Annotated in this window: 9 protein-coding genes; 6 read left to right on the plus strand and 3 right to left on the minus strand. The window is 36.5% G+C overall.

The features are described 5' to 3' along the window. Together QVB70_RS08990 and QVB70_RS08995 are read right to left on the minus strand one after the other, a co-directional pair. The coding region (locus QVB70_RS08990) for an aminotransferase class III-fold pyridoxal phosphate-dependent enzyme (RefSeq protein WP_287585396.1) at positions 1-2,820 on the minus strand (2,820 nt) is incomplete at its 3' end. 177 nt (positions 2,821-2,997) lie between these two features. Further along, positions 2,998-3,645, minus strand: a complete 648-nt coding sequence (locus tag QVB70_RS08995; RefSeq protein ID WP_287585397.1) for a hypothetical protein — start codon at positions 3,643-3,645, stop codon at positions 2,998-3,000. A 235-nt stretch (positions 3,646-3,880) separates the two neighbouring features. On the opposite strand from QVB70_RS08995, the gene QVB70_RS09000 reads away from it, so the two are divergent. The 5 genes from QVB70_RS09000 (at position 3,881) to tfrB (ending at position 10,984) form a co-directional block, all read left to right on the plus strand. Next, positions 3,881-4,666: an AAA family ATPase gene (locus tag QVB70_RS09000; protein ID WP_287585398.1), complete on the plus strand. Its 786-nt coding sequence runs from the start codon at positions 3,881-3,883 to the stop codon at positions 4,664-4,666. 38 nt (positions 4,667-4,704) lie between these two features. Then, complete coding sequence (selB, locus tag QVB70_RS09005; RefSeq protein WP_287585399.1) at positions 4,705-6,099, plus strand: selenocysteine-specific translation elongation factor; 1,395 nt, start codon at positions 4,705-4,707, stop codon at positions 6,097-6,099. A gap of 295 nt (positions 6,100-6,394) precedes the next feature. Then, entirely contained in the window at positions 6,395-7,657 is a 1,263-nt protein-coding gene (gene larA / locus QVB70_RS09010) for a nickel-dependent lactate racemase (RefSeq protein ID WP_287585400.1), read from the plus strand. A gap of 120 nt (positions 7,658-7,777) precedes the next feature. Continuing rightward, positions 7,778-9,442, plus strand: coding sequence for an FAD-binding protein (locus QVB70_RS09015; RefSeq protein WP_287585401.1), 1,665 nt, complete (start codon positions 7,778-7,780; stop codon positions 9,440-9,442). After that, positions 9,443-10,984 carry a fumarate reductase (CoM/CoB) subunit TfrB gene (tfrB, locus tag QVB70_RS09020; RefSeq protein ID WP_287585402.1) on the plus strand — a complete coding sequence of 514 codons (1,542 nt, stop codon included), beginning with the start codon at positions 9,443-9,445 and terminating at the stop codon, positions 10,982-10,984. A gap of 42 nt (positions 10,985-11,026) precedes the next feature. On the opposite strand, the gene QVB70_RS09025 is transcribed toward tfrB, so the two are convergent. After that, complete coding sequence (locus tag QVB70_RS09025) at positions 11,027-12,370, minus strand: SLC13 family permease (protein WP_287585418.1); 1,344 nt, start codon at positions 12,368-12,370, stop codon at positions 11,027-11,029. A 263-nt stretch (positions 12,371-12,633) separates the two neighbouring features. On the opposite strand from QVB70_RS09025, the gene QVB70_RS09030 reads away from it, so the two are divergent. Next, on the plus strand, positions 12,634-13,455 hold the full coding sequence (locus QVB70_RS09030; RefSeq protein WP_287585403.1) for a TrmB family transcriptional regulator: 822 nt from the start codon (positions 12,634-12,636) through the stop codon (positions 13,453-13,455). Positions 13,456-13,564: the final 109 nt, after the last annotated feature.

The following is a 13,564-nucleotide window of genomic DNA, read 5'->3' on the forward strand; positions in this document are numbered from 1 at the left end:
ACCTATGATAGGGTGCTTATCCATAAGTTTTTTCAGTCTATCTTTTAAATAGTTGCCAACTTTCAAGGCGTTTTCTTGTAACTGTTCATTCTTAATAACATCTAATACTGCAAGTCCAACAGCACAGGAGACAGGGTTGCCCCCGAAAGTGTTGAACCATTCCATTCCCGTATTGAATGAGTTTACAATTTCTGGTGTGGTGACAACAGCAGATAAAGGGTGACCATTCCCCATAGGTTTACCCATTGTAACTATATCAGGAACCACGTTTTGAGTTTGAAATCCCCAAAAATGTGTTCCAACTCGACCAAAACCAACTTGAACTTCGTCTGCTATACAAACTCCACCTGCTTCCCTAATATGTCGGAATGCTTCTTGAAGATAATTGTTAGGAAACACCATTTGACCAGCACAGCTCATTATAGATTCACAAAGAAACGCAGCAACTCCTTTCCCTTCATTTTGAATTTTTTGGATCGTTTTCTTCACATCTTCTGCATACTTCTTCCCTGCATCAGCATCCTGCACTTTATATTCTCCACGATATACATCAGGTATGGTTACCTTATGAACATAAGGTGGGGGACCTTCGCCTCCAGGACCATCGAATTTGTACGGGCTGATATCAATCAATGAACCTGTGTTTCCATGATATGCATGATCGATAACAATTAAATCGCGTTGTTTAGTATGAGTTCGTGCTAATCGCAGGGCGAGCTCATTTGCTTCACTTCCACTATTAACGAAAAAACAAACACTTAATGGTTCTGGTAAGGTCTCACAGATACGTTGAGCATATTTAATAAGATTATCATGTAAATAACGAGTATTGGTATTTAGGACAGCTGCTTGCTGTTTTAACGCTTTTACTACAGTTGGATGGCAATGACCGACATGGCAAACATTATTTACGCAATCTAGATATGGTCGACCAGACTGATTGTAAAGGTATTGTTTATAGCCTCTAACAATTTTGAGAGGCTTTTTATACGAAATGCTAAGTGAAGGGGCTATCATTTGCTCCCTAAAATTGAGAATCTCATCTTTAGTCAAAGTTTCTTCTGGAAAAGACTCCTCTGGAATCTTTAGAATCAGATTTGGATCAGGGCAAATACTTAGCCAAATATCTCTTTGACTTTCGGATATCACGCCAGGAAAGTCTCCTTTTCTCCCTAACATATCTGTTATCACTTGAAAATGTAAATGTGGTGGCCATCCTCCATTATGCTCAATAGATCCAACGTGTGCGAGTAGTTCCCCTTTCTTGATAATCATTCCTTTTTCAATATCATTCAACGATTCTGGGCTCAAATGTCCATATAGAGTAAAAAATTTTAAATTTCCTTCATTTATTTCATGCTCTAAGATAATAGTAGGACCGTAATCAAGAGACCCTTCATTATTTTGAAAACTATGTATTCTACCCTCCAACGGCGCATATATTGACGAATTAGGTTTCAGAAAGAGATCAACACCAAGGTGGATTGTCCGATAATCAACCCCTTCATCGCTTTCTGATCTAAATAATTCTTCTGTATAAATATCCCGTGCTTCATTATATTGACCAATGCCAACTTCTGCATTAGAACTCTTCATTTTATTGAAAAGTAATTCCTTAAGTGCACCTTTGTCCGTAAAATCGAATAAATCACTTAATTCAAGGCTCCCTACACTGAGATCAAATACAATGTGAGGAATGCTAGTAAAGTTGCTTCCAAGTATTGATCCAAATTCTTTACGATGTAATTTAATCCAGTCAACAATCTCTTTACTTTGAGGACAAGGATTCATTTTACAAGCATAGCGGAAAACGTAATTAGAAAATCTAGGATGAACGTCTTTAAGTAACTTTAAAGTCTCCCACGCTGGTTTTTCAGAGACTTTGAGGTATTCATTTTCTGGTTCAATTTTCTGCTGGTATGCTGCGATACTAACACTCATACAGAGTCTTGTACATATCAAATTAAAGAGCAACTCTAATTCAAGTTCATTTAATGGATAGACTGAATGATAACCATTAATAACATGTGCTGCTTCTTTGATTGGATTTTTTTTCCCCAAAATAGCATAGGTTGTTGCTACAGCGAGTTCAAATATAGTATGGCTATAAACCATATCTCCAAAATCTATAATTCCAAATTGGTATTGATTGGGTGATTTTCCTCGATTAACAATCACATTGTAATCATTAAAGTCATTATGTATTACACTAGTTCTTAAATTTGATAAATTGGGAAGCACATTTATTTTGTATTCATTAAGGAAATGCTCTACTATCAGGCGCTTTTCTAGATCAGAGATGTGTTCTTTGTATTTATTTATAATGTTATAAGCAAGTTTTAAATCCCAATAAAGCTTGCGATTGGCTGCTGTATGATTGAATGATTCAAGAAGCTTCGAAGTTTCACCCACAAAACGACCAAAATCATAAAGTAACTCTTTATTATGAGGATTAACTTTTGCAAAAACCTTTCCAGGAATAAAAGTCACTAATCTTACGAAATGAGATGTCTCATCATCCTTTTGATAAACTGCAATTAACTCACTTGATTTCGTAAGTGATACTCGCGGATAATTTCCAGAATCATCAGGACTAGTTAAATGCAGCATAGCTTTGTTTTGTAAATCAAGTATCTCCTCTTTCTCGAATTTATTAGCAATTTTGAAGACGTATTTTTTATCCTCTTCAGTTACTACAAGAAAATTCTGATCACGTTCACTCGGAAGTTCCTGAATTAATCCTGTTATACCGTATAATTCATTTATCAATTTCAGAACTTCTGAATCGGATAAACTGGGACGTTTTGGTTTACTTAACAAAATAAAACCTCCAACAAGATCGATATAGTGGTCTAAGTTATGTAATAAGTATTATGTAGTGGATAGGTTAAGTTTGGATTTTGTCTGGTCTAACTATAGAACAATGCTAAATAGCGAAAAGACTGAAACACTCTGGAATAATTTTTTAGATAAGTTAGAACCAAAAAAAAAGAGGGATTACGGATCTTTCCTTTTCTGATAAAGCTTGATATTGTAGGAAACCAGTGTTGCGACAGAAGCAAAAGCGATTAGGATTGTGCCAAGACAGAATCTTCTTCCTGTCCTTTCAGTTAGATCTGCATTGGTATATATTAAGTGAAAATAAAGTGTATCGGATTCACCAAAAGTATGCTTAAAAAGGATTCCTGTATCGTAGTCCCACCAGTATTTGTAGACTGTACCATATTCAGTAATTTCAAGATATGCTGCTTTGTAATTGACCCCCTCATACTTGTGAGTCTTTATTGTGACGTCGTCATTCGATTGTATTAAAGACACTGGGTAAATAAAAGGCCAAAGTTCAGAAGAATCCATATAGGTTACTTCATCAATGATAGTTTCGGTAGTACCATCATTTTTTTCACCAACCCTTGTATGATCAACCTTCAAGTCATCCGCCCGAATCTCAAGAATCTTAAATTCATCGGAAACGCTTGGATAGAGTACCATTGGGGATGGTGGTGAAGTATCCCAACGAATTTCGTCATTTACTTTAAGATTTCCCCAGTCAGTATCAGCAACAGAATTTGACGCTGTGCTACTTACAAGAACAATTAGGAAAACTCCGATTATACTTATGAGATATTTTTTCTGCAATATTCTCATAGAAGTCCCCCTCACTGTTTAAAAAAACTCCAATTGGAAATTATATTGATATTATGCCTTTTTTAATATAAAAATGTACATAGCATCAGTATCAAAATGCTTCAATTAGACATAAAGATTCTAATTCAATGACCTCTAACGGAAGTATCAATAAGGCAGGATGGTTCACTATTCTTAAATAGAACAATAGGAATAACTTTGGATAAGTTTGTCTGAAACACCGAGCGTGATTTGGATGCTAATCATTCTTTCAGGATTGCCAAGTTCTGGGAAATCAACATTAGTAAATGAAATAGCAAAAATTCTAGAACTCGACCTTTCGATAAAGACCATAATGATTGAATCAGACGGGATTAGAAATATGATCCCCTCATATCGAGAACAACGTTTTAACCCAGATCATGAACCTGTTGTAAGAGCAGCAATGTTTGAACTAATTAAGCATTTTCTAGAGCAAGATTATATTGTGATTAACGATGACATGAATTACTATAAATCTATGAGACATGATCTAAGGGAAATTGCTTTAGAAATGAACGTTCCTTTTGCAATATTATATGTTTCTACTCCAAGAGAAGTAGCATTATCTTGGAATGAAAAACGCGGTCTTCCAATACCTCAAGAAGTTATTGAAGATGCCTTCAACAAATTCGATATTCCTGGTAAAGATTATGAGTGGGATAGACCATTATTAGTAGTTGATTTAAGTGTTGTCAATCCTAAGACTGCAGCTAAAGAAGCAGTTAATCTTGTTAGAGATCTTTTATTAAAACCAAGTATAAGAGAAGCAAAAACTGTTGTAGAGCCATCGGATGAAGAAAAGCAGAAAGAAGCTATCGATCAACTTACCAGAAAAATAATATCAGAAACAATAGTTTATAAAAAGAATGAGGAACTTGCAAAAAACTTGAGCGAAGTTCGAAGAGAGTTCGTAAAGAATGCAATAAAAAACAAACTGACCTTAGATGAAGTGAATGTAAAATTTAAAGAATTAGTCGATAAGGCTGTACAAAATATTTGAATGAATAAGCAATCAGATCGGTAAATAGGGCGATTTTCTTGAGACTTATACCAGTTCATGTCGGACTTTTTGGACATATTGATCATGGCAAGACTGCCATAGCTCGTATTCTCTCAGAAAAGATTTCCACTGCTGGCTTGGACAAACATCCACAGGCTCAAGAAAGAGGTATCTCAATAGATTTGGGATTTACAGCTTTTAATCTAGATCCGTATCGAGTGACATTAGTAGATGCACCAGGACATGCTGATCTAATTCGAAGTGTAGTTGCAGGTGCGAACATTATAGATGCTGCAATGCTTGTAATTGCAGCTGATGAAGGACCAAAACCGCAAACAGGGGAACATATCCTAATTTTGGACAGTTTTAGTATCTCAAAAGCACTTATTATTATAAACAAAATTGATCTTGTTGAGAAATCACGTGTTAACGCCGTTGAAAGATCAATTAAGGCTCTTCTAAAAGGAACAATACTAGAGAATTCACCTATAGTTGGTGTTTCTGCTAAAACAGGAGAAGGTACTAAAAGCATTAAAGAAGCGTTACTCGAACTTCTTAAAAAACCTGTTCGAGAAGTTAAGGGACCATTCAAAATGCCGATTGACCATGCATTTCATATTAAAGGTGCCGGTACAGTTATGACCGGAACGGTTCATCGCGGAACAATAAATATTGGTGAAGTAGCTGAAATAATGCCCTTGGAAATTCAAGGAAAAATAAAATCAATTCAGACATTTGGCGAAAACCTGCAAAGTGCAGTTGCTGGAGATCGAGTTGGGATAGCAATTCCAGGTGTCCAGGCCAGAGTAATTTACCGAGGTTGCTATTTATGTTCACCGGGTTCTCTGTCATCGACAGATACAATTTTAGCGCGATTAAAAGTTAACAAATTCTTCAAATTCAACCTTTCTCCTCGTATGAATGTCCATTTAACGATTGGAACACCAACGGTTGCCGGGGTGATTTATCCTTTCCAAAAAGATGACGATTACAATGTAGTATTAGATCAAGTGAGTGCAAATCACGAGTTTTTTGCATACGTCATTCTTAATTCATTAATTGTCTCAGAATCAGGTGATCCTATTCTTATATCTCGACTAGATCTTCCTCCTACTAACTTACGAATTGCAGCTAGTGGAAAAGTCATTAATGCGAATCCAAGTGATTTTTCATTATATCAGCTTTCAATTAAGGAAGGAAATATTCGTATTCAGTCTCACAAAGAAGAAGTTATTATTGATAATTTAGCGCGTTCGCAGTTTGGGGCAAAGAATCTCATCGGTAAACAAGTCGAAACCATAACAGGACGATCAGGAAGGATCATATCATCCTTTGGAGGAAAAGGTGCTGTAATAGCAAAATTTAGTGAAAGACCGAATGAAAGTGCAATTGTGTATCTTAAAAAATATAAAAGGTATAAATTAGGGACATAATTTGATACTTAAAAAAACAGTGGTGGTCGTCTTATACAAGAAAAAACGCTAATGAATGTTTACCATGGAAAAGGTATACCTGGATCCATTAAGTCATCCTCCTACATATTTTAGCATTTTTATTAAACTTGGAGGGTGGTTTCAAGCAAAACTTATTAAGACCACGCAATTTAGAGACAGATATTTGCTTAAAAAAGAAAATCTTGTTTCTTTAAAACCAACTAATTATAATAGAGACATCAGTGAAAGTATTAACTAACGAAAAACAACGATATGAACAAAGGAGCAATTTATCATGTATATTACAATTAAACTTCCTTATGGAGAATCCTTCTTAAAAACTAAAATACCAACTAAGAACTTAGTCTCTATCCTAAGCATGAAATCAATAAAAGGTCTTGTAAACGAGAGAGAGGCTATAATAAATTGCCTGAGATCACCAATAGGGGGTTCCTCACTTCACGATTGTGTTAGCAAAAATGATAAAGTAGTGGTCTTAGTTACAGATAATACGCGACCGTGCCCAGATAACAGGTTACTTCCTCTAATATTGGCTGAATTAGAAGAAAAAGTATCACGTGAAAATATAACGATAATTGTTGCCGTTGGATTACATCCACCTTTAGATGAACAACAGTTAATTAAAAAACTAGGTAATGATATTATCAAAAGATATAATGTTGTCAATCATGATGTCAATCAATGTGTCCATATTGGCATGACATCCCGAGATACTCCAGTTGACATCAACAAAACAGTCGTAGAAGCTGATTTTCGAATTAGTACTGGATTTATCGAACCTCATTGGTTTGCTGGTTTTTCCGGTGGTCGTAAAAGCATAGCACCCGGTGTGTTTAGTGTCAGATCAGCTTATAAAAACCATAGTTATAAAATGTTAGACCATCCAAATTCGGTAGCGGGAATTATAAACGGTAATATTGTTCATGAAGATTTAGTGGAGCAGGCGAGGATGGCTAATCTTAATTTCATAGTTAATGTGATTTTAAACAAGAATAAAGAAATTACGCATATATTCACTGGAGATCCTATCGAGGCTCATGAGAAAGGATGTGAGATCTCTAAAGATATTGTTGAGGTAAAAGTAGATCACAAGGTAGATATTACTATTACTTCTAATAACGGAGCCCCATTAGACTTGGATTTGTACCAAACTACCAAAGGTATAAATACTGCTTCTAAAATAACCCGTGATGGAGGTATTGTGATTATCGCATCCTCTTGCAGCACAGGAAAAGGTCCAGAGGATTTTATCGATTTGCATGCTTCAGTTAATTCTCCTAAGGAAGTTCTACAGAAAATAAGACGGGAGGAACCTATTGGACTTCAATGGCAAAACCAAATTTTGGCTCGTGATCAATTAAAGCATGATATTTACCTTGTATCAAATCTAGAAGACAATATTGTTAAATCTATGATGATGACACCAATCCGTACGATAGAAGAGGGTTTGGAAAAAGCAATCAAGGTTCTAGGAACTGATGCTGAAATCGCGGTGATCCCAGAAGGACCATTAGTTGTTCCAGTTCTGGAGAATTAAGATAAGAAGGTTTTCTCATTAGTATATATAAATTCTTATTGATGCAATGTTAACTCTTTGCTTTCATTATAGCAGTTTCATAATCTTTTTGAATCAATTTGATAATTTAATTTTGGAGGTATGACACTGGACGACATAATTTCCACAGATGTTCTTGTAGTAGGCGCGGGAGGCGCAGGTATTCGTGCAGCACTGGAAGCTTCAAAGTATGCAGCAATAGACGTGACTCTGATTGCAAAAACGTTACCTGGGAAAAGTGGCTGTACCGTCATGGCTGAAGGTGGTTACAATGCAGCACTATGCAATGTTGATTCGGCGGATAGTATCGAATCCCATTTTCAGGATACGGTTTCGGGAGGATCTTACGTAAATAATGAACGACTCGTACGTATTTTGGTAGAAAATGCCCCTGCTCGTATTTTGGAGTTGGAAAATAACGGTGCATTGTTTTACAGAACTTCTGAGGGTAAAATCGATCAAAGAGCATTTGGTCGTCAAAGTTATAAAAGGACCTGTTACTCTGGTGATCGCACAGGCGGGGAAATTATGGTTACCTTAGTGGATCTATTGCGATCAAGTAATGTTCGCTTTATTAGAGGTGCAGCTGTCGATCTCCTATTAGATGGAAATAAAGTAACTGGTGTAGCGGCTTTCAATCCAGAAGGCGCAAAGTTTTTCTTAATCCGATCTAAAACTGTCATACTGGCGACGGGCGGTGGCTGTCGGATATATAAAGTAACTACAAACTCCTTTCAAGGTACTGGAGACGGATATGCTATCGGATACCGTGCTGGTGCTGAATTGATCGGTATGGAGTTTATTCAATTTCATCCGACAGGTATGGTTTTCCCAGACTCCGCCAAAGGTATTCTAGTGACGGAAGCAGTGCGTGCAGAAGGAGGTATTCTTTTGAACAACTTGGGTGAGCGGTTTATGGAGAAATATGCCCCCGACAGGATGGAATTAGCAGGAAGAGATGTTGTTGCTCGTGCTATCTATAGAGAAATTCGTGCTGGGCGGCATACACCTCATAATGGAGTTTATCTTTCTCTTCAAAACTTATCTCCTGATTTCATAGAAGAACGTCTTCCTCAGACTTTAGAACAGTTTAGAGACTTATCAGGGGTTGATATTACTAAGGAACAAATGGAAGTTTCGCCGACAGCACATCATGTAATGGGTGGACTTCACATATCTGAAAAGACGGAAACAACTATAAAAGGACTCTTTGCAGCTGGAGAAGTAACTGGAGGAATTCATGGAGCAAATAGATTGGGTGGAAACTCTCTTGCAGACCTTCAAGTTTTCGGATACATAGCTGGACATAATGCTGCCCAATATTCACTTGAATCATCACTGGGCAAAATACCTGATGAACAAATTACTCAAATTCATAAGGTGGTAATCTCCCCCCTGCAATCCAAGCAAGATGGAATGCGCCCTTCTCAAATCAGACATAACTTAGAGGAATTAATGTGGACAAAAGTTGGTATCCTTAGGAATAAGAAAAACTTAACACAGGCCTTAGAGAATATTCAAAGATTAAAATCGATACCCATGAAAATAGTTAACCAAAACACCACATACGCTTATGAACAGCTTGAAGCTTTACAAGTTAGGAACATGCTAATAGTTGCAGAAATAGTAGTTAAGGCAGCCCTTTTCAGAGAAGAGAGTCGAGGTGCACATTTCCGAGAAGATTTTCCTGAAACACTCCCATCATGGAGGAAAAATATAATAATCTCGAAGGAAAACATTCATACAGTTCCTGTTGTGGTTTTGTAGATGAAAGAAACAGTTAAATTAAAAATTTGGCGATTTGACCCCCAGAAGGAAACTCATGGTCATTGGCAAGATTTTGAAGTTCCATATAACGAAGGGATGAGGGTGCTCGATGCACTGTGGCACATCTATGAAGAGATCGACCCTACCCTTGCGTTTCGGTTTGGATGTCGCGCTGGGCAGTGCGGCTCATGTGCTATGATAATTAATGGCAAACCAGAACTTTCCTGCAAAACTGAATTATTACCCGACAAGGAATATGCTTTGGAACCGCTCCCTACCTTTGCAATTACCAAAGATTTGGCTGTTGATTTCACAGAACCTTTCGAGAAAATGAAAGAAATACGTTCAGATTTTGCAAAAGCGTCTGAAGAAGCACAAACCTTCACTATGGATGAAATAAAGGACTTACTAGAGTATCATAAATGCATAGAATGTTATAATTGCATTGCTGCATGCCCAAGCGTGGCTGAAAGTTGGAATGAATTTATGGGACCAGCTTATATGCGAAAATATGCCCAAGTTCAGTTTGATCCAAGACGTAATAAAGATGTTTTTGAAAAGGCCCTTGAAAATGGGCTATTTCGATGTACCACCTGCAAAGCCTGTGTTGAAGCATGCCCCAAAGATATCGATCTAGCTCACAAAGCGATTGAAAAACTGCGATCAGTTGTGGTTAAACACGGTCTTGGTCCCTTAGAAGGACAAAAAGAATTCATTGAACGCGTTAGATCGTACGGTAAGGCAGTCACTATTGAAAAGCAACCGTTGACAGGAGAGGATGGCCAATTTGGTGAATACGTTGGTGAGGGCGAACCTGTTATCTTTTTTACCGGTTGTATGATGGATTTACGCCTCCAAAAAATCGGTAAAGATTTAATAGATGTGTTGAACGAACTTGGCTATCAAGTGATTATTCCAACAGATCAAGTATGTTGTGGTAGCCCAGCCATACGTTCTGGTGATTTTGAATTAGGTATTCACCAATTTAAGAAAAATGTGGAAATTTTAGAACGATATGGGGTTAAAGATGTAATTGTAGGTTGTCCTGGTTGCGGAATTACCTTAAAAGATGACTATTCAAGATGGGCAAAGGAAATTCTTAAACGATCGCTTAAATTTAAAACCTATGATATAAATGAATTTATTTACGAAAAAGTAATGAAAATGCCCCCTCCTGATAACCCCCTTGAACTAAAAGTAACTTATCACGACCCATGCCACTTAAATCGAGGTCAGGGGGTAAAACAGGAACCCCGTGATTTGATTAAATTTACAGGCGCGGAAATAGTGGAAATGAAAGAAGCGGATCGTTGCTGTGGCGCGGGCGGAGGAGTACGTGCTGGCATAAGAGATTTTTCTAGGTTAATTGCTTCAAGAAAAGCTCAACACATAAAGGAAACGAAAGCTGAAGCTATTGTCACTCCATGCCCATTCTGTATTTTTCAATTGAAAGAATTAGTGAAAAATGAAGGAATAGACATGGAGGTAGTGCATACTGCTACTTTATTAAATCGTTTGCTTTGTAAATCCAGTAAAAATTAGCCAAACATAAAAGATTATACTTTTTTGCTAACCCTCTGAAGGTCACCATCCTAAGATGCTCGATATAAAAAGGATATACAAAAACACTAGCGTGAAATTGAGAGCACTCAGTATACCTCCGACTCTCATAAAATCAAGGAAAGAAAACTTGATCTTTTCTCTTTTAAACATGAGGAAAATGAGCACGGAATTTACGCCGCCAAGAGGGCTTAAAATATCTCCTAAATTCACGGCAAGGATTACAGACCATATAACAGATGCTGGGGTTGTTATTCCTGCTGATGCAACTACCGATGGGATAATGTACAACAACATTAATGCAATACTGACGCTATCAACAAAAGCCGCAATTACTCCACTAGTCACGATTAATGTAAGCCAAATGAGAATCTTATTCCCTCCCGAAAGCCTTCCTATGGCTTCCCCTATCAGATTTAACAAACCAACACTCGCAACTCCTCCTACAATTATGAAAACACCAAAGAAAAAGATTATTGTGCTCCAATCTATGCGTTTTATGATCTTATCTATGTTAGAATATTCCCCGGTAATAAGGATTAGGGTAATTGAACCTATTAATGCAATCAAGAAGAATGGAATTCCTAAAAATCCTGCAAGAATAAATCCTATAATTAGTGCTGCAAAGAAGAGAAAGAATCTTTTTACCAAAGCAGTATTCTTTACCACATCTGCAGCTTCTAGTGCGAGTATAATTTCAATTTCACTTTCTGTAATGCATTCCCCGACGCAAACAAACCTATCACGGACTAGATGCTTACCTATAACTAAGTTAATCCCAAAAATTAGTAATGAAAAAGGAAAAGCAATCAATAGAAATCTATCATATGAAAGATAATATTCTGGTGCGAAAGAGAAGTTTGATGCTATGATAATATTCGTTAGACTGCTAGTTATTGAGGCACAACTAGCAGCATTCGAAGACACGACTTCAGTTAAAAGGAAAGGCATAGGATCAAGTTTCATATTTTTAACTAAAACCAATGTAATGCCGCCTACGATCAAAAAAGCAGATTCATCTCCCAAAAACGCTGATAAAATAAAAACAAGTGCATTTGTATAGAACAAAATCTTCTCCGTGTCCCCTTTCGTAAGTTTTATGATCGTTACAGTTAAATAATTAAGTATTCCAGAACTTTTTGAGACTTCTACGATGACTAAAAGAGATAGGATTATAATAATGGCACCCCAATCCACGAGTTCAGTAAGAACCTCTTTTTCAGTGAAAATTTCAGTTCCAGCAAAGAAATAGATATATGCAACAGTCATGGTGACTGCTGCTCCACCAATAGCAACTAGCGTTTTGTTTATTTTGTCAGAAGCAATAAGAATATATGCAATGATCATAATTACTGTAAAAGGAATCATAACAAGCAAATATGCCACCAATGATTTCTAGTTATTTTTATCCAATCAAAATGGATTAGAGAGATAATTTGAACATCTTTAATTCAAAGGGTTTTGTCCCTGACGGATTGGGCAGATAGATATTCATTTCAAAATATATTGATTATTTTGCAGAGTTATTATTTCAGTTTATTTTATGAATTCTTATATTCTAAATTGTCTATATTATTTGTTTTAAATAGAATTCAGAATCTCTTCATTTAGGAAGAGTTGGAGAGAATCGGTTGGACGAATTAGTCGAATTAACTAATGCTCTTAAAGACCTTGGCCTCACAGAATACGAGGCAAAAGTTTACATAACTCTAGTTAGATTAAACAGTGGTAATGCTAGTGAAATTGCACATGAATCTGATGTTCCACGTCCAAAAATATACGAGACTCTAAGTGAATTGGAAAAAAAAGATTTAGTTGAGATTCAATACGGAAAACCTCGACGTTATAGACCAACAACCCCAGAAGTAGCAATAGAAAAACTAGCTCAAAGATATCACGATGCGACAGATCTTGCGATTAAGGAACTTAAGAGTTTGAAAAAAATTGAAACTGGTCGTCCTGAAGAAATTATATGGACTCTTCGGGGAGGAGAACAAATTGTTAATCGAATACAAGCAATGCTTCCAAGTGCTAAATCTGAAATTATTATGGGTATTCCTATTGAGGATCTTCCTTTATTTATCGAAACAATTTCGGATTTATGCTCTCAAGGTATTAGAATAAGACTTACTTTTGGAAAAGATGACCTCCCAAGACTGACTGCACTCCCGTTAGATCCAAATCTAGAAGTAGGAATTATCCCAATCACACTTCCAGATGAAAATGCTCTGCCGTTTACACATCCTGGTCGCCATATAATACCGCCAGGCTCACGCATTGTCGTAATAGATGAAAATGAGATTTTATTTACATTTCCTAGTGTTCAAGAAAGTGAGTTTGGGATATGGGCAAAGAGCCCCGGGCTTGTGTTTATTTTTAAATTCTTTTATGAACAATTTTGGAATTTTGCTATTCCATTAGAAGAAAGACTTAAAAAAACGGATTTAAGTTAAGGTTTACATACGTAAATATAATAAATTTCTTGGAGAATCGTAAGCTAATAATGAAAAAATATTTCTATTTCTCAGTTCTCATTAAATTTATTTCAAGTTAAGGAGATAA

Source organism: Candidatus Borrarchaeum sp. (genome assembly GCF_019058535.1).
In the GTDB taxonomy this organism is placed as follows: domain Archaea; phylum Asgardarchaeota; class Sifarchaeia; order Borrarchaeales; family Borrarchaeaceae; genus Borrarchaeum; species Borrarchaeum weybense.

Excerpts from the sequence above, each read along its gene's own strand:
- QVB70_RS09000 (WP_287585398.1), top strand. The coding sequence starts at position 3,881 with ATGCTAATCATTCTTTCAGGATTGCCAAGTTCTGGGAAATCAACATTA.
- tfrB (WP_287585402.1), top strand. The coding sequence starts at position 9,443 with ATGAAAGAAACAGTTAAATTAAAAATTTGGCGATTTGACCCCCAGAAG.
- QVB70_RS08995 (WP_287585397.1), bottom strand. The coding sequence starts at position 3,645 with ATGAGAATATTGCAGAAAAAATATCTCATAAGTATAATCGGAGTTTTC.
- QVB70_RS09015 (WP_287585401.1), top strand. The coding sequence starts at position 7,778 with ATGACACTGGACGACATAATTTCCACAGATGTTCTTGTAGTAGGCGCG.
- larA (WP_287585400.1), top strand. The coding sequence starts at position 6,395 with ATGTATATTACAATTAAACTTCCTTATGGAGAATCCTTCTTAAAAACT.
- QVB70_RS09025 (WP_287585418.1), bottom strand. The coding sequence starts at position 12,370 with ATGATTCCTTTTACAGTAATTATGATCATTGCATATATTCTTATTGCT.